Raw genomic sequence first — 22,870 nt, 5'->3', positions numbered from 1 at the left:
AATACTAAAATATATTCTTTGAAAGGATGAGTATTATGGATATAATTGATTTCAACGAAATTAAAAATAAAGCAAGAGACAAGGATATAGATAAGTTTGAACAATATATATATGGGCTATATTATTCCTTAGCTCAAGGACAAATAACTATGAAGGATTTATATAGCAATTTAAATGAATACATGAAGGAAAATAATATATCTCAAGAAAAATTAATTAATATACAAAAAGAGATAATGAAAAGATATGGATTTAATTTTGAGGATATAGAAAATCAAATGAAGAGTATGGGAATAGATACTCAGAACTTTAATATGAATATGGATTATGAAGCCCTTAGAAAGACAATGAGTTTTAAAGAGAAATATAAGGATAAAATACAGGAAAAAGTATTTATTGTGTATGAGATAAATAATATTAAAATATATATTACTGGAAATGAAGTTATACTAAGGGGAGAAGGAAAAGTTAATCTTCAAAATAATAAAATAAGTGAATTCCTATGTTCTTATAAGAAGCTTTTAGGAGATGAAACTTTAAAGGTTTCTATATTTGAGAATGTACAGGAGTATGACTATTAGAAGATATAGGGGGATGTAAATGAATATAAAAGAAGGAACAAAATTTTCTCAAATAAAGAAGGTAACAGAAGAGGATAGTGCAAACAAATATGGGTCAGGTACCTTAGAAGTATTTGCAACTCCAGCTATGATAAGTTTTATAGAGAATACATGTAAAAATTCTGTAGAGGGCTGTTTAGACCAAGGTTTTACCACAGTTGGTACAGAAGTTAGTATAAAGCATATAAAGGCAACACCAATAGGTATGGAAGTGGTATGCACCTCAGAACTTATAGAAGTGAAAGGTAAGAAGCTTGTATTTTCTGTGGAAGTTGTAGATGAAGAAGGGAAAATTGGAGAGGGTCTTCATAAAAGATATATAGTAAATTCAGAAGATTTTTTAAAGAACACATATAAGTAATAAATAAGACTATTTTAAAACTAAAAAGGAAACACTACTTAGAGTATTAATTTTAGGTGGTGATATAATGAGTAGCAAATCTAAGATAACTAAAAATAATAATACTGGTAATGAATTAAACAATATGAAAACCATAGGTAATTTTACAAAGAATGCTGTGAAAACTTTTGAAGAAAACATAGTAAATAAAAAAGATTTTCTTGAGAATAATAAATTTAAATAACCCTAATAAAAGGAGATATAGTGAAAGGATTAAGCTATGCTCCTTTTTTTATTAAATAAACTAAGACAGTGGTTTTTAATTTTTACCTAAAAGTTTGATATAATATTTTATGTGTAAAAGATTAATAGTACATTTTTACTTAGGAGGTGAAAGCCATAAAGAACATTTTCTTTGAATATAAAAAGATAATAGGAGATTTAAAATTTGGGTTTAAAAGATTTATTAAATTTCAAATAGCCACTAAAATGCTTATAACCTTAGTCTTTATACCAATTATAAATCTTCTTATTAATAGTCTTATGAAGAATAAAGGAGTAAGTACCTTAGCAAATAATCAGCTATTTAAATTTATAATATCTCCTCAGGGTATATTGCTTATGTTACTTTTAATTATAATAATGAGCTCCATTATTCTTATAGAAGTAGGAGGATTAGTAGTTTTAAGTCATCAAATATATTTAAGAAAAGAGGAAAGTAGTTATTTAGAAATACTTAAATATTGTTTGTTTAAAATACCAAGGTTTAAGGGGGTCGGGGGAGTATTAGTACTTCTAAATATAACCATATTTACCTCTATGCTAAGGATTGGATTATCATCTAATTCTATTAATATATCAAAGATACCAGATTTTATAATGGATTATATTTATAGTAATAATCTTATAACAGTACTTTATTCTATATTAGTTTTAATTGTAGTGGTTTTATCTATAAGATGGATATTTTCTATGAACTTTATTATGTTAGAAAATAACTCCTCTTATGAAGCGATAAGGAATAGTGGAAGACTTGTGTCTAGGAATCTTAAGGTGTTTTTAAAACAATTTATAGGTATAACTTTAATGAACATTTTTATATCCTTATTTCTTTTAGTCCTATGGATGATTTTAGTCTATGGACTTATAAAATTCGTAGGAATAGAACCAGGAGCTAAAAGACTTATCTTAGCATTTTTTAAACTATTTCAGTTTATTATAGTTATATCTCTTAGCTTTCTTCTTCTAGCTTTTGAAACCCAACATTATACAAGACTTTACTACAAATTATACTATAATGATATAAGTAAAATAATAGTTCCTTTAAAACTTAAGGAAAGGTCATATAAGACATTTTTAAATAAATTATTTAAAAGAAAAAGATTTATATTTATTAGTTTTGTAATAATATTAGGATTCCTAACCCTAGTAACTAAAGAAATAATAGATGAGTCAGTGGATGCAAAGTATAGCGTAGACATAACTGCCCATAGGGGAAGTTCTAAAGAAGCACCAGAAAATAGTATGTTAGCTATAAGAAAAGCTATAGATAATAAGGCGGATTATGCAGAAATTGATGTTCAAGAAACAAGGGATAGAAATATTGTGTTAATTCATGATAGTAATTTAAAAAGGCTCACAGGGGTAAATGATTATATATGGAACTTAGACTATGATTATATAAAAACTTTAGATATATCCTATGGAACTAAGGAATATTCATTAGAAGAAAATATACCTTTACTTGAAGAAGTATTAGAATTATCAAAGAGCAAAATAAAGCTTAATATAGAAATAAAGCCTAATAATGATAATGAGGAAACTATGGCTATAAAAGTATTAGATTTGATAAAGGCTTATAATATGGAGGATGAGGTAATTATAACTTCTATGAACTATGATGTTCTTCAAAAGGTAAAGGATATAGATAGCAATATAAAAACAGGATATATAATGTATGCCATAGTAGGGGATTATGAGAAATTAAATGTAGACTTATTTAGTGTAGAAGAATCCTTTGTTACAAAGAGATTAGTAAGGGAAGCTCATAGACTTGAAAAAGAGGTTCATGTGTGGCTTGTAAATAATGAAGATGGACTTAAGAGACTTATAGATTTAGGGGTAGATAATATTATAACTGATGAAGATGAATATTTCTTATCCATATTAGAGGAAGAAAAAGAGAAGGACTATTTTAGTAAATTTTTAGAGTTTATGATATATTACTAAAATATATTAGGAAAGTTATTTTAAATTTAAAGGCAATGTACCTAAAGTTAATGGTACATTGCCTTTAGGTTTTTATAAATTTAAGGAAATAAAAAATTCGTTAAAGGTAATGTAGTGAGTTCTAGATATGGTTATTAAATTATTAATTATAAGCTGTGAAAGTTTGCTGTTACTTAAAGGGTTGCTTATTTCATCTTTATTTCTATGGAATTCTAATATTTTCTCAACTACATTGTATAGGGGATCCATAATGGACTCTTTCCTGCAACCATAATGCTTAGCATTCATTTCAAAGAAAATGGGAATATAAGAACTTAGAAATTCATCAATGTAAAGATGTACTGTTTCTAGCTTATCTTTTAAAGGAATGGGGGATAGCTCTATGGAACTTACAGATTTTAATATTTTATTCCAGTCTTCTCTAAAAATATTTATTGCTAAGTCCTCTTTGCTTTTAAAATAATTATAAAAGGTTCCAGTAGCTACTCCAGATTCTTTAGTGACTTCTCTTATGTTAAGTTTTGAGTATCCATTATTAAGTAAAATTTTCTTTCCTTGGCTTAATAGTGTATCTTTTATGTTATTTATTATCTTTGGCATATATACCACCAACCTTACTGAATATTGTTCATATTATAACCTTACATTAAAGATTATTCAATACATATAAAATTATAAGCATTTAAAACTAATATACAATCTAAAATTGTAATGACTAAAATTATATATTAGTTAAGTTATACCACTAGAATTATTCACATTTATAATTAGAATTTTATACCTTAGAAATTTAGCCCAGTAATTTTCACTCCTCCTAGATTTAACTATATAACAAGTTAAGTAAAATTAGTACTAATCTATATATTGAATTATATTTTTTAACTTTAAATTAACTTAGTTTTAACTTTAAATAAATTTTTATATTATAATTGAAGTAATATATAAAACATGGTATATATAAGAAAAAAGTAAAGAGTTTTAAAGAAGGTGGGATAAGTATGAATAAAATTATAGACACTATAAAATCTAGAAGAAGTGTTAGGAAATTTAAAGAGGATAAGATTAAAGAAGAAGAGCTTTTAGCTATTTTAGATGCGGCCATCCATGCACCATCTGGACATAATGATCAGCCATGGCATTTTACAGTAATTGAGAGAAAGGAAATGTTAGAGAGAATAAATAGGGAAGCTAAAGAGGAAATGATAAAAAGTGAGGAGGAGTGGATTTGTAAAATAGGAAAATCAAGTAGAAATATATTACATGATGCTCCTACATTAATCATAGTTTCAGGTAGAAGTGATACCTATTCACCTTTAATAGATGCTTCTGCAGCTACAGAAAATCTTATGATAGCAGCTACTAGCTTAAATATTGGGACATGTTGGGTTGGACTTGTAAACTATTTCTTTAAAAATCTAGAGAATATAAAGTTATTAGGGATTAAGGAAGGATATCAGCCTTTTTATGCTATAGCAGTGGGATACATAAAGGAGGGCTATGAAGCACCCAAAATAAATAGAAATAAAGAGGTAGTTAATTATATAAAATAAATATATTCTATAATTATAATGGGGCTGTCCTACTAATAATAGATAATACAATATATTGTATTATTTAGTGCGACAGTCCCTTATAAAATTATTAAAAGGAGTATAAGGAGTAACCAAAATGGTTACTCCTTATCTAAGTCTAGTGAAGTCTCATCTAAAATATATATTTCTTTTTCTTTAATTTTTTCTCCAGATTTCTCAGAATACACTGTATATATACCAGGAATAACTTCAAAATAGGAGGCTGTATATTTATCTTCATTTAAATATATTGGTCCTTCTGAACCACGGGTAATTTTTATTGGAGTAAGTTTTAATTTTTTATCTTCAGTTAAATATATATTTTCTCTTATTTTAATTTGTTCTTTTGCCTTTGACTCAGAAACCTTATTTATTATTTCTTTTTTTAAATCTGTATCTTTATTCAGAAGGGTTATAAATGCAGATTTTTGAGAAGAAGTTAAGTTTTTATTAGATATTATATTACTTAGAACATTAATATCTTTAAGTTCTATAGAAGAGGTTAAATTTTTATTAAAATCTCTTATAGAGCTATATAACATTATTGAAGACACACTTTTATAGGCAATAAATAAAGAGCCTAATACAAGAAATCCAATATAAATATATTTATATTTATTTAGTTTGTCTCTTCTTATTTTAGATAATTCTATTCTTCTTTCTTCTTCTTTCTTCTTAAGATACACATCTTTATTAATTTTTTTTAATTCCTCGTTGGCTTCTTTTAAAAACTTACTAGAAACTAAAACCACCTTTAAGTAGTTTAGTAGTTTTGGATTAATACTTTTAGCATAATTTTCTTCTTTTAAGGTTAAAAACTCTGAAGCTATATTATAAATAGAATCTAGATCTGAGTCTTTTAATATATCCTTATATTGTAATAAATGCTTCTCTAGGTTTTTTACTTTTAATAAAGGAATATTTGATACATTAAGTATCTTACAATCATTATTAAGCAAGACTCCTAAAGGATATACCCTTATATAATCTGTGGACTTTTTAGAAATTTTAATTTTTTCATTTATATTTTTTTCTAATAATTTACAACACATAAGTAAAGAAGTCTTAAAATTTTTACTTATGAGATGCTTATGCATACCTTGATGTTTAAATACCTTACCATCATTTGTGACCTCAATAAATATAGAATCATCTAGGTCAAGGTTAAATGCTTTTAAAACAAAGATTCCTTTTTTAGTTATTATAACCTCATCTAAATCAATGTTTTCTCCATTAACATTTACTGATATGTTATGGAAAGTTTTTGTGTTAGAAATTTCATTTAAGATTTTTAGTATTGAGTTATCTTGAGAAAGAGTAAATTTAATTGAATTAATTAATTTCAAGTTATTTATAACTTGAGAAATTAATTTTTTTAAATCACCATATTCCTCATGAAAAAACATATTTGAAATTTCTTTAGGGACTTCCACTACCCTAGAGAGTTCAGAAGAAGTGTTACAATAAGTAGAAACTTCTTCTTTGTAGCACTGGAGAATATGTACAATGGATTTAAGGTTCTGTGCCTTAGTTTTACTTAGATCATTAAATTCCCTTATTATAAGGTTTTCAACTTCATTAAAATATGATAGTACATTATTTTTATCATATTTTAAGTCATCAATAGGATTAAAATTTAAACTGTATAATTCCTTACCCAAATTGTCTTTTGTGTCCATTAAATTAGAAAACATTAGTAGTACCCCCAAAAGTAATGCTATTATATATATTCATATGAATATATTGTATAATTTATTCAACCAATTAGTAAAGACATTATACCACGAAAATGATATAATATTTCAAGAAAAGTGAGGTGTTATAATGAGTGATTTAGCAGGAAATGGATGTGACGTCTTAGTTCCTTTTAATGAAAGAAAGCCTTTAGAGGAAATCGAACGTAGCCTAATAAAGAAATATAGGAAGCAAATTTGGTCTAAATTTGTTAAGGCAGTTAAGGATTATAACCTTGTAGAGGATGGAGATAAAATAGCAGTAGCTATATCTGGGGGAAAGGATAGCTTGATTATGGCAAAGCTTTTTCAAGAGCTTAAAAGGCATGGTCAGATGGATTTTTCTCTTGAATTTATAGCAATGGATCCAGGATATCATGAAAATATTAGGGAGCTTCTTATAGATAATTGCAATTATTTAAATATCCCTTTACATATATTTAATTCAGGTATTTTTGATGTAGTAGATAAGATTGCAAAGGATTATCCTTGCTATATGTGTGCTAGAATGAGAAGAGGAGCATTATATTCTAAGGCGAAGGAATTAGGATGTAATAAGCTGGCTTTAGGTCATCACTTTAATGATGTTATAGAAACTACTTTATTAAATGTGCTGTATGCAGGTAACTTTAAGACTATGCTTCCAAAGATAAAAGCTTCTAATTTTGAAGGAATAGAGCTTATAAGACCACTTTATTATATTGAAGAGAAGAATATTCAAAAATTCACTCAAAGCAGTGGTATATGGCCATTAAACTGTGCTTGTATGGTAGCAGCTAAAAAGATAGGAAATAAGCGTTATGAAATTAAAGCACTTATAGAGAATATTAAGAAGGACTTTAAGGATGTTGATAAGTCTATATTTAAGTCTGCAGAAAATGTAAATGTAGAATCAATTCTAGGATGGATAGAAGGGGGAACTCATCATTCTTATCTAGATGAATATGATAAATAAAGTGTTATATTAGAGATTTAAATTTTATAACTATAATATAAAAGACTTTCCTAATAATTTAATAGGAAAGTCTTTTTAATTATTCATGAAATTTACATAACTAAGTTACTAGGTTAAAAAGCATATTAATATGTGGTGGTTTTATAAATTTAATACTTATTTAAATAGTCATATTTATTTTTACTTAAAAGATTATATGAGCTATTAAAGTTATTATAGGTAATGTTATCAAAGTTCTTATAATAAATATAAAAAGCAAATCTTTAACATTTAGAGGTATTTTAGATCCTAGTATAAGACCTCCTACTTCAGACATATATATAAGCTGGGTAACAGATAAAGCAGCTATTATGAATCTTGTCATATCACTTGCTATATTACTAGCTATAACTGAAGGAAGAAACATATCTGCAAAGCCTACCATAATTGTTTTAGATGCGGCAGCAGCTTCAGGGATTTGAAGTAGCTTTAAAAGTGGAATAAAGGGTAATCCAAGCCACTCAAAAAAACTAGTATATTCTGCTATGATTAAAGCTAAGGTTCCCATAGACATTATTACAGGAGTTACTCCAATCCACATATCAAATATATTTTTAAATCCATCTAAAGAAACTCTCTTAATAGTATTTTCAGGAGAATTTGCTTTTTCTATAGCTTTTTCTAAACCAAAGGAAAAGCTAGTATATCCTTCAGGGATGATTTCATTTAAGTTATTATTACTATTATTATAATAGCTATCGTTTATCTTACTTAAAGGTGGAATCCTTGGAATTATAATAGCGGCAACAACACCAGCAAAGGATACAGTAAGATAAAATGGAACAAACATATGAGAAAGATTAACTTGAGCTATTACAACTAAAGCAAAGGTTATAGATACTGCAGAAAAGTTGGTAGCTATAACAGCAGCCTCTCTTTTTGAGTAAAAACCATCCTCATACTGTTTGCTAGTTAAAAGAACTCCGATAGTACCATCACCAAGCCAAGAGGTTATACAGTCTATAGAAGATCTTCCAGGTAATTTAAATATAGGTCTCATTACTTTTGTAAGTAAAGAACCGAAAAATTCTAAAAGTCCAAAATCTAAAATTAAAGGTAATAATAAACCAGCAAATAAAAATACTCCAAATAGTACAGGTAAAAGGCTAGTTAATAAAAGTCCACCAGTATTTTCAGACCATATAGCCTCAGGTCCTATTTTAAAATAAGTTGAAATTACAAATATAAAGCCTAGGGTTCTTGACAAAAACCATACCTTAGAAATATTAAATAAATTATTTAAATATTTACTATTTATTATAAACTTAGGTTTAAAAATCTTAGTAATTAAAGTTAAAGTAAAGGCTAGGGATATAATAAAAGTCATTATAAAAGGAAGATAATCTCCTAGCACCTTTGATATTAATTTGGACAGCATAGCTACTGGTATAGTAACCTCTCCATTAAACACCATTGGGGTCATAAATAGTAGTATTCCTATAAACGAAGGAATTAAAAATTTTAATAAAGCTTTTAGGGTAACTTTATTAAATTTAGATAATTTTATTTCCATGAGTACACCTCTTTTTTCTTATGTTTTTAATTTAATTATAAATACATAATAATGTATAATAATGCATAAATCAAGGTTTTATTCAATGAAAATATAGGATTATTTGGATTTGCATATGCATAAATATACCTAAAATTTTGTTTTAAGTAAGGTTAATATATAGCTTGGAAATAATAAAAAAGTCTGCACACATTTATGGAAATATAAATAAATTAATATAAACACTATACAAAATAGGAATTATAATGTATTATTAAACCTATAAAGAGATAAAGTTAAACTTATATGGAGGGAATTATGAGCTGTTTAGGAAATTTAATATGGATAATATGTGGTGGGTTAATACATGCTGCAGGGTGGCTTATTATAGGAGGATTTTGGTGTTTAACAATAGTTGGAATCCCTATAGGAAAACAATGCTTTAAGATGGCATCTTTACAATTTGCACCCTTTGGAAAGGAAGTAGTTACCGTTAATGATTCAGGAATTAGTCTTTTGTTAAACATTCTATGGATAATATTTGGTGGATTTTTATTATGTCTTGGAAATCTAATAAGTGGAATATTATTATGCATAACAATAGTAGGTATTCCTTTTGGACTTCAGTTCTTTAAGCTTGCTAAATTGTCACTATGTCCTTTTGGGAAAAATATATATTAATAATATTATTATATTTAATAAGGGCTCTCTTTCTAAAGCAAATTTAATAGGAGGAGAGCTTTTATTTTATGATTTTTTATTAAAAAGTATAGTTTTTTAAATTAAAATATTATAGAAAATTAATATAGGGAATAATAATGGCAGTTATATAGAATAGTCATCACAAAATATATTTATTTTTAATCCATAACTTTTATGAAAATTATTCATAGAAAAATTCTGAAAAAGGCTAGTTATATGGCATTAGGAGGCATTTTATGATATAGTAGTAGGCGGAGTACTAGTATTATTTTAAGTGCTAAAATTATGTGCAAGAGAGTTGGTGGTAGTTATGGATAGTTTGCCCGATGGGAATAATTTTAATAGTAACTTAACAAAAATAAGGGAAGCCATAGCTATAAACCAGTATAAGGTTTCCCCTTAAAGAAAGGGGATTATCAATGGAAAAAATAATAGAACTTTTAAAGGATAATAAATTATTAGAGGCTAAAACAAAACTTATAGACCTAAATGTAGTTGATATCGCACAATTATTTGAGGAAATTGATAAAGAAAATGTAGTAAAAACTTTTAGAATTTTACCAAAGGATATTGCAGCAGATGTATTCTCATATTTAAATTATGATGAACAACGAGTGATCATAGAGTCTATAACAGATAGTGAAATAAGTAATATAATAAATGATTTATTTGTAGATGATGCTATTAATTTATTAGAAGAGATGCCTGCAAATGTAGTTAAAAAAATTCTTGAAAATGCAGAGGAGCATAAAAGAACTGTAATAAATCAATTTCTTAATTATCCACTAAATAGTGCAGGTAGTGCAATGACCATAGAATATGTGGATTTAAAAAAAGAGATGACCATAGAAGAAGCTATAAAGCATATTAAGAAAACAGGAGTAGATAAAGAAACTATAGACACCTGTTATGTAATAGATAAGGATAGAAGGCTTGAGGGTGTTTTATCCATAAGAACTATTATTTTGAGTCCTAATGAGGCTAAAATAAAAGATGTAATGGAAAGTAAGGTTATATGTGTAAATACGGTAGATGATCAGGAAACTGTAGCTAATATATTTAAGAAATATGACTTTACTGCCATGCCTGTAGTAGATAAAGAGAATAGATTAGTTGGAATAATAACCATAGATGATATAGTTGATATTATAGAACAGGAAAATACAGAAGACTTTCAAAAGATGGCAGCTATGGAGCCTTCAGAAGAAGAGTATTTAAAAACCAATGTGTTTTCTTTAGCAAAGCATAGAATTATATGGCTTTTAGTCCTTATGATATCAGCTACCTTTACAGGAAATATTATTAAAAAGTTTGAAGATGTGCTTCAATCTGTTGTAATACTAGCAGCATTTATACCAATGCTTATGGATACTGGTGGAAATGCGGGATCACAATCCTCTACCTTAATAATAAGAGGATTAGCCCTTGGAGAAATTAAACTTAATGATTTTATGAAGGTTATATGGAAGGAATTAAGGGTAAGTAGTATTGTAGCTGTTGTATTATCATTAGTGAATTTTTTAAGGTTATATTTATTAGAAGGTACAGATATATATATTTCTATAACAGTATGTATAAGCTTATTCTGCACTGTAATATTAGCTAAGGTTATAGGAGGGGTTCTTCCTATAATTGCGAAAAAGTTTAAGCTAGATCCTGCTATAATGGCAAGTCCACTTATAACCACTATAGTAGATGCTTTTGCTTTAATAATATATTTTACCACAGCCAAAGTTCTTGTTGGAATATAAATATACCTTATTAAAACTAGTATATAAGGATTTTTTTAAATGTTTTTATAATATAAGATAATTATAAGTTAAAAGGAAGCTGTATGATAATGCATGGGTATGCACTATCATACAGCTTCCTTTTATAAATCATAGGTTTTAACTTTAATCTTATATAGGGCTTTAATATAAGTACTTAACTTATTCATTAAAAATATTATTGACTTGTCTTGCTTTACCCAGATAGATAAATTAGCTTTTAAAATTAAAACCATAGAAAATTAAAATCATATTTAAAGTTATTTTATACAATAGCTAAAACACTTGATTTAAAGGAGTTAATGTGTGTATATCTTAAGTTCTAAGATGAAAGTCCTATATGGTAACATTATAATTGAGAGAAATTTATTATTTCTATATTATTAGATTTTATATAGTCCTTTAATCTAGTACTAGTTAATATTTTAAGCTCTTCCTCTCTAAAGTCATTATAGGAACTTAAAGACCTAAGTTCTTCATCTGAATATCCAGGATGCATCATAAATTCTAATATAGAGTTTGAATCCTTATGTTTATTAAGAATAGATATAAGGTTTTCAATGGTTGCTCCATCTTTATAAAAACTATCTGTAAAATCTGTAGTTTTTATATTTTCTTTATTACATAAAAGTTTAATAGAAGTAGTACCAGACCTTAAGGGAACATTAAGCTCCTTAGAAAGCTTTATAACTATATCTAAAAGCTCAGGATAAAACATAAAAAAGTGATGATGACCATCTATATGATTAAGTTCTAAACCACAACCTAAAAACTTATTAACTTGGGCCCTCATTTCTTTTTCAAACTCATCTATATTTATATTACATGGAAGCTTGGATACAGATTTGAAAAAGTCTCCATTTTCATCTACCAAGGACTTAACTAATGAGGGAGGAAGCACTGGTTTTCTATTTGTTAAAGTTAAGTGAAGTCCTAGGCTAGTTATATCATTTTCTTTGGCATACCTTATAGAATCTTCAAAATAAGGAGAGTTAACCATAGCTGTTGTATCACTAAGAACCCCCTTCTTAATTGCCTCAATTATTCCTTTAGAAACTCCTTTAGTTAGTCCAAAATCATCTCCGTTAAATATTACTTTCATAAAATCACCCCTAAAGATTTGTATACTTTAAGTATAGACTATAAAATATATTTTTCAAAATTTTATATGATTTTTATAAGAGCTTATCATAGACTATAGAAAAATTTAAAGAAGTTATAGAATATAATAATAACTATAAATAATACTTTTCCTAAATAGAGATTTGTTATATAATTATGTCTGTAAAATTATGTGAAAATATATTGTAATTTACATATTTTTATTCTATTATGTCTACTCTAAGCAAAAGATTAATTTATATAAAGAAACCATATAAAGCTTACGATAAGTATATAATCTAGGAGGGATAAAAATGAAAAACTTAACTATTAAGGAAAGGACTAATAACATATTTGCATTATGTATTTGGGTACTTGGAATTGTTTACTCAATAGGGTGTACAGGCCTTATTTTAAGAGGACTTATAAACTTATATGCTGGCATAGCGGCTCTTGTTCTTATGCTAGGTTCTTGTCTTATAATGACTTATTTTTATTTAAAAGACAGGGGAAATGTAAAGGTAAGACATATATGTGGAACCCCTTTTGCCATTACATATTTTCTATTATTATTTTTCTGTGAGATAAAAACTACTCCATTACTTATTATACCTATGATAATAGTGGCTACAGCTTATATAGAGGTAAGATTTCTTATTATACCTATAGTTGGAACTGTACTATTTAATATTGGATGGGTTTATAAGAATTTATCTCCAGAAAACTTAGGGATAATAGCTATGGAAGAGATGATAATAGGACTATTTATATTTTCTATAATTTTGGTTACAAAATTTTCAGAGTCTATGACTAAAAAGGCTGAGGAGGAACAATTAAAGGTTATAGAAGCTAATAATAAGCAACAGGGACTTCTTAAAGAGATAAATAAAGCTATAAATCTTCTAAATAAAAATACTGGAAATTTAAATAGTATGATAAATTCTATAGAGAAGTCATCAAATGTAATACATGGAGCTATGAGTGAAATCGTTAAGGGATGTGAAAGCACAGCTTCTAATATAGAAGAGCAAACCACAGCTACCACTAATATACAAAATGAAATAACCACAACTGCTGAGCTTTCTAAGGAAATGAAGAACTATTCAGAAGAGAGTGGTAAGATTTTTAATGAGAGCATAATAGTAGTCAAAAATCTTTCAGAAAAAGCATCTCTTGTAAAAACTAATAATAGAGAGGTCTATGAGATTTCAAAGAGCCTCAAGGATAAAACAAATAAGGTTCAAAGTATAATAGACATGATAACAGGTATATCGGATCAAACTAATCTTCTTGCATTAAATGCAGCTATAGAAGCAGCAAGGGCTGGAGAGCTTGGAAAAGGTTTTGCAGTGGTGGCAGATGAGGTAAGAAAATTAGCAGAACAAAGTAGGGCATCCTCAGAAGAGATATCAGGAATAATTCTTGATTTAGAAAAAGAGGTTAATAAGATATCTAAGTCAGTATCTAACTTGAATGAAATCAATGAGGAAGAAAGCGCTTTAGTTATAAAAACAGAGAATAACTTACAAGGGTTATTTAGTCACATAGCCGAATTTACAAAAGGAATAAATGAATTAAATGATAAAGTTCAATTTGTAATGAATTATAATAATAATATAAATGAGTCTATATTAAATTTATCTGCTATATCAGAGGAAACCCTCTCTAATTCTCAAGAAGCTAATAGTAATTTAGAAGAGTATATGGAGGATATGTATAATGCAAAATCTTCTGTAGAGGAACTTGTTACCTTATCTGAAAATATGAAAATCTTAGTAGAGTAGAATATATATAAGGTTTTATCCCATAATAATAGTGTAAACTTCTATTTAAGGAGGAAATACTATGACAAAAGATAAGGATAAGAGTAATAAAAAGGTTAAAACAAAGATAGTTCAAGGAGAAAAAGGTCCTTATATAAGTGAGGTTCAGGAATTTGAAGAGCCAGTAGGTTATGAGGAAGCTTTTAAAACATATTATCCTAAAGACAAAGAAGTTTAGTATAAATAGAAAAGGTATATCGTAATATATTTTATGATATGCCTTTTTGTTATATTTTTTTAATAAGTATAAAGTTTTAAATTACTGAGAAAACTCAATATAGTTAATCAGTTGCATATCAACTGTTATCTCCCACCTTACACGTGGATGGGGGGGATAGTGAGTAGCCATGAGATAAATAGGAGATTATTTTAGTAAGGTACTTTATTAATGACTATTTAAAGCTTCTATTAATAAGGAGGATAATATGAGAAAATCAAAAATAACAAGGGAAATAAGTTTATTAATCATAATAACTTTTATTTTTGTCCTAGGATGTGGAGAAAAAAAAGATATAAATAAATATAGAGCAGTTAAAACTTACACAGAAAAAAGAAGTACTGTAGAAAATCATATTAAAAGCACTCTAAGGACTTTAATAAGTGATGAATATGAAGGACGATTAGTTGGAAATAAGGGAAATATTTTAGCAGAAAAGTATATTGAGGACACCTTTAGAAATAACGGATTAGAGCCCTATATTAAAGATAATTATTATCATAGCTATAATCAAATAGTATATCTAAATAATGAAAGCAATCATTATATGAAGGTGAGTTTTAAAAATGGAGAATTTAAGGAATATGTTTATGGCAAGGATTATATAGATTTAAATAGAAGCAATGATTTAAGTCTAGAGGGTAAGATAACGTTTAATAATGAAAGTAGATCAGAGGAGTTTATAGGAGTTTTAGAGGATAATAATCCTAACCTAGGACTATTAATTAGAGGATTTAAAGGAACATTTTTAAAAAAGGAAGTTTTTGAAGGCTATGTAAGGATAGGTACAGGAATAAAACCAATTTTTCAGATCTCACCTAATATGTATGAGGAACTAAAAAGTAAGGAAGCTGTTGAGGCACAGATAAAATCAAGATACAAGGTAGAAAACAAAAAAGTAAATAATGTGGTTGGGAAGATTAAGGGTGAAAATTCAAAAGAAGCCATAGTTATATCGGCTCACTTTGATCATGTTGGCAGGGATGGAGATTCTATATTTAGAGGGGCTATAGATAATGCTTCAGGAACTACAGTGCTTTTAGAACTATCTAGGGAGTTAAGTAGACTTTCAAAAGAAAAGAGATTTAATAAAGATATAGTATTTTGTGCCTTTAATGGAGAAGAACAAGGACTTATAGGAAGTAGGGAATTTGTACCTATTTTAAAAAAGGATTATGAAAAACTATATAATATTAATATAGATTGTGTTGGAAAAAAAGATGGAGAAAATCTTTTATTAGCTGGAATAAAAGACAATGAACATGATTTTGTTAAAACAATGGAAAAATATTTAAATAAATATAAGTTAGATTTTAAGGTAAGAAATATGGAAGGTTCTAGTGATCATGCCTCTTTTGTAGCTAATGAAATATTTGGAGTTACCTTAGGTCAAGAAAATATGTTTAAGGGTACTAAAATTCATAGTATTAGAGATGATGAGACCTTAGTAGATTATGATTACATTGGAAGGGTGTATGATGCTGTATTAGAATTTATATTAGCAAATAGTCATAAGAATTTCCAATTAGAGTAATTAAAATATTAATACACTATTATTGTAAATTTGATTTAACAGTTTTTTATTTAAATGGTACTCTTATGTAAATCTAAGAAATTAATATGTTTACATTAGGGTATAAAGGTTAAAATTAAAAAAATGTTGGTGGGATAATTTAAGTTTTAATATAGAAGCCTTATCTATTCTTTATAAGAATAGATTTAGCTCCAGGTTGTATATCATAGTTTTAATTTTATGATATATAACCTGGAGCTTTTCAATAATTTAACTTAAGCTTAAGTTATTGAATATGTATAAGTAAAAATTTAATATTTTTATCTCCCCAGCCTAAATCAAAGGGAACATGGTATCTATCTACAGTGTGAGAATTAATTAATGGATATCCATGAGAGTCAAAACCAGTAATTATAGCAGTATGATCTATATCATTACCTTTATCATAAGCAATTACATCTCCAAGGGTTAATTTTCCAATAGCTCCATTTGAGGATTCTTTTAAGGGCTTTGTCACTTCTTTAAAATCACCTTTTTTAACTAGTTTTCCTTTGCCACTATAAAGAAGATAGTTTTTAAAGGCATCAGCATTACTCCAAGAGGCACTAGTTTCAGCTCCATTATATCCTTTATATATGCAATACCATGTGCCATCTTGTTTTAAGCTCCCAGCATCTTTATCACCAAGGCATTGAGAAACATAGTTGGTACAATTTCCACCTACTCCAGTAAAGTTTTTATACCTAGTATTATATTTATTGATTTCCTTTCCAGTTGCCCAGGGTACACCACAGTAAGTATCAGCATAGGATACAGCTTTCAATCTATCAAACTTTGAAGAGGAGGAGAGTTCTACATTGGTTCTTACATTATTTACAAAGTCATAATTTTTTTCCTTAGGTGCTGGAAGTAAGGTTTCGGAATAATTAACTTCATAAGTCTTTAGTCCATCTTCAAAGCAATCTAGATAATAATCATTTATTATAACCATATTAGAATCATTAATTTTTAGGGAGATATTATGAAATAAATTCACCCCAAACACATTTTCACAATTATCCTTATCATTAGAATATCCATAGGTAACCTTTACTCCTTCATCAACTCTAACAGTTGCAGAGTTTTTTCCTAGGGTAACCTTCTTAAAGTTTGGAATAGATTCTATGGATTTAATTATCATTCCTCTTTCAGAAGCCCAATCTCTTAAGTATTTAGCTCTTTTAACTTCATGTTCAAAGGACCACTTTCCATAATTATTTTTTAAATCATAATTATCTTTAAAGTTTTCTAGATCTCCACTTAAGGTGAAATTATTTCTAATTTTAAATATATTATTTATAAAATCTGTAACATTATTTTTATCTATTTCCTCTTTGGTATAGGCGCTGACTTCCTTTTCATTAAAGGAAAATAACATAATAAAAATAATAAAAATAGAAAAACATCTATTAAATATTTTCATACTTCACACTCCTTAATGATGATTACAATATATTGTTCCATAAAGGCAGTATATATATTACTTTAAAATAATTTTTTATAATTATGAAGTTAAAGTATTAAAAGAATTAGTAGCATATATAAGATACATAAAAAATAAAGATGTGGTATAATTATTAAGAAATTAAATGGGTAAATCCCTAAATCCATTAAATTTAGTCTTAGTTTATTAAAGGCTATAATATTTATTTTTTTAATGAATAAGTTGACTCAGATTCTACTTATTCTAAAAAGGTGTATAAATATTATAGTAAAGGCTGAATTTTGTGGGACTGGTTCGAGAACTCCCAGTATAAAAAACTAAGGATTTACGGTAAGGTGACATAGCTGTATCCTTGGCTATGGCTTTTTTGCGTTTAATTAAGCCATGGAGCCCGTTCTCAATAGTTGAGAAAAGGAGAAGGAATATGGAAAAAAGGAGAAAAGTAATTATTGATTGTGACCCAGGAATTGATGATTCCTTGGCATTACTTTTAGCTCTAAAATCAGAAGAGCTAGAAGTTGTAGGAATAACCATAGTATGTGGAAATGTTCCTATTAAAGAAGGGGGAGAAAATGCTTTAAAGACTTTAGAAATACTTAAAGCACTTCATATCCCAGTTTACTTAGGGGAAGAAAAACCTCTTAAAAGACAACTTGTAACAGCTCAGGATACCCATGGAGAGGATGGCCTTGGAGAATGCTATTTTGAAAAAATAGAAGGAGCAGAAGTGAAAGAAGGAGCAGTGGATTTTATAATAGATACCCTTAGAAAAGAAAAGGTATCCATTATAGCATTAGGTCCTCTTACTAATATAGCTAAGGCCATAGAGAAAAATAAAAAAGTTTTTGAAAACTTAGAAGAGTTTGTATCTATGGGAGGGGCATTTAGAATTCATGGAAACTGTTCTCCAGTAGCTGAATTTAATTATTGGGTAGATCCTCATGGAGCAGATTATGTGTTTCAAAATTTAGGACATAAGATTCATATGATACCTTTAGATGTTACAAGAAAAATCGTATTAACTCCAAATATACTAGAAGGAATTAGAAGACTCAATAATCCTATAGGAGAGTATATTGTAAAAATCACTAAATTTTATGTGGATTTTCACTGGAAGCAAGAAGGAATAATTGGATGCGTAATTAATGATCCTCTAGCAGTAGCATATTTTATAGACAAATCCCTTTGCACTGGATTCTCTTCCTATGTAGAGGTTGTAAAAGAAGGGGTAGCTGTTGGACAAACTATTGTAGATAAGGAAGACTTTTGGAGAAAATCTCATAATTCCTTAGTCCTTAATGAGGTAAACTCTAAAGAGTTTATGTATAGGTTTCTTGAAACAGTATTTAAGGAAAACCATGAAACTTTAAGAAAGCTTAAGGAGGTAATATAAATGAAAAAATTATCTCCATTAAAAATAAGCATAATAGGATTTGCCGTAGCACTAAATATTGTAGGAGCCTTTATAGCATTAAATCTTAGACTACCTATATATATGGATTCCATTGGTACTATAATGATTGCTTTTCTTATGGGACCAGTATACGGAGTTATAACAGGGATTATTGGGAGTTTTATAAGTGGTATTACCTTTGATATATATTCCATATATTTTGCGCCAGTACAAATATTTGTAGGGCTTTTAGGTGGAATTATGTTTAAGGGCGGTTTTATGAAAGGATATAAGATGCCTTTTGGGGTATTAATTCTATCTATTTTTTCATCACTTATAGGAGCCATAATAGCAGCTTTTTTATTTAATGGGGTTACATCCTCAGGATCTTCATATATAGTAACCATTATTTCAAATTTAGGTTTAAATAAGGTTATAAGTGTATTTTTAGTTCAATTTATAACTGATTATATAGATAGATTTATAAGTGTAGCTCTAATATTACCAGTGGTTCTATCACTTCCAGAAAGATTTAAACATAAGATTATAAGGAGTTAATTATGGATAGATATAGTATAATTGAAAATAAAAATCATAGAGAAATAGTACTTTTAAAAGGCTTTCCTTGTGTATGGGGAAAATGTAGCTTTTGTGATTATATATTAGATAATTCAACTAATGAAGAAGAAATAAATGAGATAAATTTTAATGTGCTTAGTAATATAACAGGAAAATATAAGGTTTTAGAGGTAATAAATTCAGGAAGCTGTTTTGAGATTCCTAGAAAAACCTTAGAAAAAATAAAAGAAATTATAGATGAAAAGGGAATAGAGAAATTATTTTTAGAAAGTCATTGGTGTTATAGAAATAGGTTAAATGAAATGAGAGAATTTTTTAATATTCCTATTATATTTAAAATAGGAGTAGAAACTTTTGATTATGATTTTAGAAATGATTTTCTAAATAAAAATGCTAAATTTAAAGCTCCAGAGGAGTTAAAAGAGTATTTTGATTCCCCGTGTATTATGGTAGGAATAAAAGGTCAGAGTAAAGAAAGCATAGATAAAGATATGGAGATAATACAAAATATATTTACCCATAGTACGGTAAATATATTCACCCCTAATACCTCTAAGTTAGAAAGAGATGGGGAGCTTATAAAATGGTTTATAGATAAATATTCCTTCTTAGATAAAAATCCTAATATAGAGATACTTTATAATAATACGGATTTTGGAGTGGGAGATTAAAAGAAACTGCACCTTGTGGAATATAAGGTGCAGTTTCTTTTTATAGTTATTACTCATAAAAATTATGTAATAAATATAATTAAACAGTATTTTATAAAAATATTTAATTTAGTTATAAACATTTTTATTATAAGGATGGTGATAATTTAAAATGGATGTATTGTAAGAGAAAGTAATTTAAGGATTATTTAAGGGTAAATACTAAAAAATCTAGTATAATGAGACATGATAAGAGAATAGTTGGGGGGATTTTAAGTGATCTTAGAAGTGAAAAATTTAGAAAAGTCCTTTAAAAAGGTAAAAGCAGTAGAGGATATATCTTTTTCTTTAGATAAAGGACAAGTTGTTATATTAGCAGGACCTAATGGAGCAGGTAAGACCACAACCATAAAATGTATACTATCCTTATTAAAAAAAGATGGGGGAGAAATAAGCATATATGGAAAGGACGTTAAGGGTAGGAGTGCTAGGGAAAAGCTTGCCTATATTCCAGAAAATCCAGATATATATCCTCTTCTTACAGTTTGGGAACATCTAAAATTTATAGCTTTGGCATATAGATTAAAGAACTGGGAGGAAGATGGAGAGAGGCTCTTAGAAAAGTTTTATATACTAGAAAAGAAGCATACCTTAGCTAAGGAACTATCAAAAGGAATGAAGCAGAAATTATCCATTGCCATGGCTATACTTCATAAGCCAGATATATTTTTCATAGATGAGCCTTTTATAGGGCTAGATCCAAAGGGAATAAAGGATTTTAAAGAAATTTTAAAGTCACTAAGAGATGAAGGGAAAACCATGTTAGTAAGTACTCATATATTATCTTCCATTGAGGAGTTAACCGATGAAATAATAATAATTAAAAAAGGGGAGCTTATTGCAAAAGGATCAAAGAGGGTATTAATAGAAAAATATGGCTTTAATGAAAACGCTACTTTAGAGGATGTTTTCTTAAAGATAACAGAAGAGTAGGTGATTTTAATATGAGTAAAGATTTTTTTACTTTAGTATATATGGATCTTTTAAAGTGGAAAAATGGGTTTAAATACTCCCTTACTAATCCAATAATTGCTATAAAAAAATTTTTTTCATTGATTTTTCCTCTAATATTCATTATTATACCTATGCTATTTTCAGGTAATAGAAATAAGGGTAAGATAAGAGAGTTTTTAACTCCAGAGGCTTTTTTGAGTGCTAGAGCATGTGTAACCCTAATAATATTTATTGTAACTTGTATTATCATATATAAATTTTGTAATGATCATACTCCAGGAGGATTTAATATAAATGATGTACATTATCTTTTTCCAAGCCCCATAGGAGAGAAGACTATACTTCTATATAGTATGCTTAGAAGTGCTATTATATCGATTCTTACCTATATATACCTATGGATAATATTACTTATCACTGGATTTAAAGGAATGGGAATAAACCTATATAATATGATATTTTCAAGCCTAATGGTAATAGTTTTAGTAGTTTTCTTTAAATCCTTAGGATATCTTATTTACTCTTTAAAAATAAGATTTAATTTAAAAAATAGTTTTAGAATCTTAGGACGGATATTTATTGGAATTCTTCTAGTGTATATAGGAGTTTTAGCATATAGGCTATATATAACCAATTTTCAATTTAAAGAAGTTTTTGAAAACCTTGTTATAGATAAAATATTTATTATAAGTAGTTTTGAAAAGGGAATAACTCTACCTTTATCCTTAAGTAATATAATACCATATAAAGAACTTATTACATTGATAGTAGTTACATCCTTACTAATAGCAGGTTTTTTAATATTTGGAGTAAATTATTATGAAGATGTAGCAGAAATTGTAGAGGGTAGAAATGATATTCTCAAAGTAACTAAGAGCTATAAGGATATGGATACAGCGGCAGAGGGGAATTATAAAAAGGTGAAAACTTCCATTAAATCTAAAGAGTTCTTTGGAGAGTGGGCATTTCTTTGGAAGCAAAACCTAACTAGCGGAAAGAAAAACATGACTAAAAAAAGAATAGGCATGGTCTTACTTATGATAGGTATAGGATATATCTTATCTAGAATTTTGAGTGGGGATAAGGAGTCTGTAGATAAAATACTACTTAGTATTGTTGGATTTATGGCTATATTTCAAGCAAATTCTTCGGCAGGAGAAAGTCTTAAAAGAGAACTTAACAATATGTATATATACATATTACCAGGCTCTGCGCTAAAGAAAATAATAGCAATAGTTACCCAGCCAGTAGCCTTATCTATTATTTATAAGTCTTTAATGTTTTTACCTTTACTCATCTTTTTAGAGGGAAATAAATTCCTAATTATATTAGCTCTTTTATCTAGTTCCATGTTTAGCTTTATAGGAATATTAAAAACTCTTTTAATTCAGCTTTTAATTCCTAGAGATGTAGAAATTAATGATGGAGGGTTTATAGGGACATTAATAAATCTCATGTTACTAATTATACCTATAGCTGTAGCAGTTATAGGGGTAAAGGTCTTGGAAAATACTATATTAGCCTTTATATTTGTTATAATTTCCTTAGCTATAGAAATTATAATTTTATTAATGGTTACAGATAAAATATTTAATAAATTAGAATACTAGTCTTTATAAAAGGATTTTCAAGATCATAAATATAAAT

Annotated in this window: 21 protein-coding genes and 1 riboswitch; of the genes, 16 read left to right on the top strand and 5 right to left on the bottom strand. The window is 27.6% G+C overall.

Annotation, left to right across the window (positions count from 1 at the left end):
• The first annotated feature begins 35 nt into the window (after positions 1-35).
• The 4 genes from BR69_RS0100155 (at position 36) to BR69_RS0100140 (ending at position 3,189) form a co-directional block, all read left to right on the top strand.
• Positions 36-581: a DUF3867 domain-containing protein gene (locus BR69_RS0100155; RefSeq protein WP_423219664.1), complete on the top strand. Its 546-nt coding sequence runs from the start codon at positions 36-38 to the stop codon at positions 579-581.
• Positions 582-600: 19 nt separating this feature from the next.
• On the top strand, positions 601-981 hold the full coding sequence (locus BR69_RS0100150; RefSeq protein ID WP_027631354.1) for a thioesterase family protein: 381 nt from the start codon (positions 601-603) through the stop codon (positions 979-981).
• Positions 982-1,048: 67 nt separating this feature from the next.
• Positions 1,049-1,204: a hypothetical protein gene (locus tag BR69_RS21935; protein ID WP_162832168.1), complete on the top strand. Its 156-nt coding sequence runs from the start codon at positions 1,049-1,051 to the stop codon at positions 1,202-1,204.
• 146 nt (positions 1,205-1,350) lie between these two features.
• A complete protein-coding gene (locus tag BR69_RS0100140; RefSeq protein WP_027631353.1) occupies positions 1,351-3,189 on the top strand; it encodes a glycerophosphodiester phosphodiesterase in 1,839 nt (612 codons plus the stop codon).
• A 72-nt stretch (positions 3,190-3,261) separates the two neighbouring features.
• Here the strand turns inward: BR69_RS0100140 and BR69_RS0100135 are convergent, their stop codons facing one another.
• On the bottom strand, positions 3,262-3,789 hold the full coding sequence (locus tag BR69_RS0100135) for a TetR/AcrR family transcriptional regulator (protein ID WP_027631352.1): 528 nt from the start codon (positions 3,787-3,789) through the stop codon (positions 3,262-3,264).
• A 398-nt stretch (positions 3,790-4,187) separates the two neighbouring features.
• Between BR69_RS0100135 and BR69_RS0100130 the strand changes: the two genes are divergently transcribed.
• A complete protein-coding gene (locus BR69_RS0100130) occupies positions 4,188-4,739 on the top strand; it encodes a nitroreductase family protein (RefSeq protein WP_027631351.1) in 552 nt (183 codons plus the stop codon).
• Between the two features lie 122 nt (positions 4,740-4,861).
• On the opposite strand, the gene BR69_RS0100125 is transcribed toward BR69_RS0100130, so the two are convergent.
• On the bottom strand, positions 4,862-6,454 hold the full coding sequence (locus BR69_RS0100125; RefSeq protein WP_027631350.1) for a hypothetical protein: 1,593 nt from the start codon (positions 6,452-6,454) through the stop codon (positions 4,862-4,864).
• Between the two features lie 130 nt (positions 6,455-6,584).
• On the opposite strand from BR69_RS0100125, the gene BR69_RS0100120 reads away from it, so the two are divergent.
• Complete coding sequence (locus BR69_RS0100120) at positions 6,585-7,448, top strand: tRNA 2-thiocytidine biosynthesis TtcA family protein (RefSeq protein ID WP_027631349.1); 864 nt, start codon at positions 6,585-6,587, stop codon at positions 7,446-7,448.
• A gap of 184 nt (positions 7,449-7,632) precedes the next feature.
• Here the strand turns inward: BR69_RS0100120 and BR69_RS0100115 are convergent, their stop codons facing one another.
• Positions 7,633-8,994 (bottom strand): YjiH family protein, encoded by a 1,362-nt coding sequence (locus tag BR69_RS0100115; RefSeq protein WP_027631348.1) that lies wholly within the window; start codon positions 8,992-8,994, stop codon positions 7,633-7,635.
• A 303-nt stretch (positions 8,995-9,297) separates the two neighbouring features.
• Here BR69_RS0100115 and BR69_RS0100110 point away from each other — a divergent pair, with 303 nt between their 5' ends.
• Both BR69_RS0100110 and mgtE read left to right on the top strand, forming a co-directional pair.
• Entirely contained in the window at positions 9,298-9,660 is a 363-nt protein-coding gene (locus BR69_RS0100110) for a YccF domain-containing protein (protein ID WP_027631347.1), read from the top strand.
• A gap of 440 nt (positions 9,661-10,100) precedes the next feature.
• A complete protein-coding gene (mgtE, locus tag BR69_RS0100100) occupies positions 10,101-11,432 on the top strand; it encodes a magnesium transporter (RefSeq protein WP_027631346.1) in 1,332 nt (443 codons plus the stop codon).
• A gap of 367 nt (positions 11,433-11,799) precedes the next feature.
• Here mgtE and BR69_RS0100095 read toward each other — a convergent pair whose 3' ends face one another.
• On the bottom strand, positions 11,800-12,552 hold the full coding sequence (locus tag BR69_RS0100095) for a carbohydrate deacetylase (protein WP_027631345.1): 753 nt from the start codon (positions 12,550-12,552) through the stop codon (positions 11,800-11,802).
• Between the two features lie 313 nt (positions 12,553-12,865).
• On the opposite strand from BR69_RS0100095, the gene BR69_RS0100090 reads away from it, so the two are divergent.
• From BR69_RS0100090 to BR69_RS20970, 3 genes are all read left to right on the top strand, one after another.
• Positions 12,866-14,335, top strand: a complete 1,470-nt coding sequence (locus BR69_RS0100090; protein WP_027631344.1) for a methyl-accepting chemotaxis protein — start codon at positions 12,866-12,868, stop codon at positions 14,333-14,335.
• A gap of 61 nt (positions 14,336-14,396) precedes the next feature.
• Positions 14,397-14,552, top strand: coding sequence for a hypothetical protein (locus BR69_RS21740; RefSeq protein ID WP_160169928.1), 156 nt, complete (start codon positions 14,397-14,399; stop codon positions 14,550-14,552).
• 247 nt (positions 14,553-14,799) lie between these two features.
• On the top strand, positions 14,800-16,125 hold the full coding sequence (locus BR69_RS20970; RefSeq protein ID WP_051623416.1) for a M28 family metallopeptidase: 1,326 nt from the start codon (positions 14,800-14,802) through the stop codon (positions 16,123-16,125).
• Positions 16,126-16,390: 265 nt separating this feature from the next.
• On the opposite strand, the gene BR69_RS0100075 is transcribed toward BR69_RS20970, so the two are convergent.
• A complete protein-coding gene (locus BR69_RS0100075; protein ID WP_027631343.1) occupies positions 16,391-17,566 on the bottom strand; it encodes an amidase domain-containing protein in 1,176 nt (391 codons plus the stop codon).
• A gap of 304 nt (positions 17,567-17,870) precedes the next feature.
• Positions 17,871-17,914: riboswitch (PreQ1 riboswitch) on the top strand.
• A gap of 97 nt (positions 17,915-18,011) precedes the next feature.
• Between BR69_RS0100075 and BR69_RS0100070 the strand changes: the two genes are divergently transcribed.
• The 5 genes from BR69_RS0100070 to BR69_RS0100050 all read left to right on the top strand — a co-directional run bounded on the left by BR69_RS0100070 (position 18,012) and on the right by BR69_RS0100050 (position 22,833).
• Positions 18,012-18,980 carry a nucleoside hydrolase gene (locus BR69_RS0100070; RefSeq protein ID WP_027631342.1) on the top strand — a complete coding sequence of 323 codons (969 nt, stop codon included), beginning with the start codon at positions 18,012-18,014 and terminating at the stop codon, positions 18,978-18,980.
• A complete protein-coding gene (locus BR69_RS0100065; RefSeq protein WP_027631341.1) occupies positions 18,981-19,538 on the top strand; it encodes an ECF transporter S component in 558 nt (185 codons plus the stop codon).
• 2 nt (positions 19,539-19,540) lie between these two features.
• The gene (locus tag BR69_RS0100060; RefSeq protein WP_027631340.1) at positions 19,541-20,230 is read left to right on the top strand and encodes a radical SAM protein; all 690 of its coding nucleotides are present in this window, start codon (positions 19,541-19,543) and stop codon (positions 20,228-20,230) included.
• A gap of 255 nt (positions 20,231-20,485) precedes the next feature.
• Positions 20,486-21,202: an ABC transporter ATP-binding protein gene (locus BR69_RS0100055; RefSeq protein ID WP_242840634.1), complete on the top strand. Its 717-nt coding sequence runs from the start codon at positions 20,486-20,488 to the stop codon at positions 21,200-21,202.
• 11 nt (positions 21,203-21,213) lie between these two features.
• Positions 21,214-22,833 carry a putative ABC exporter domain-containing protein gene (locus BR69_RS0100050; protein WP_027631338.1) on the top strand — a complete coding sequence of 540 codons (1,620 nt, stop codon included), beginning with the start codon at positions 21,214-21,216 and terminating at the stop codon, positions 22,831-22,833.
• The last annotated feature ends 37 nt before the right edge of the window (positions 22,834-22,870 follow it).

The sequence above is a fragment of the Clostridium hydrogeniformans DSM 21757 genome, from assembly GCF_000686705.1.
In the GTDB taxonomy this organism is placed as follows: domain Bacteria; phylum Bacillota; class Clostridia; order Clostridiales; family Clostridiaceae; genus Clostridium_Z; species Clostridium_Z hydrogeniformans.
This window is presented reverse-complemented; position numbering and strand designations above follow the sequence as displayed.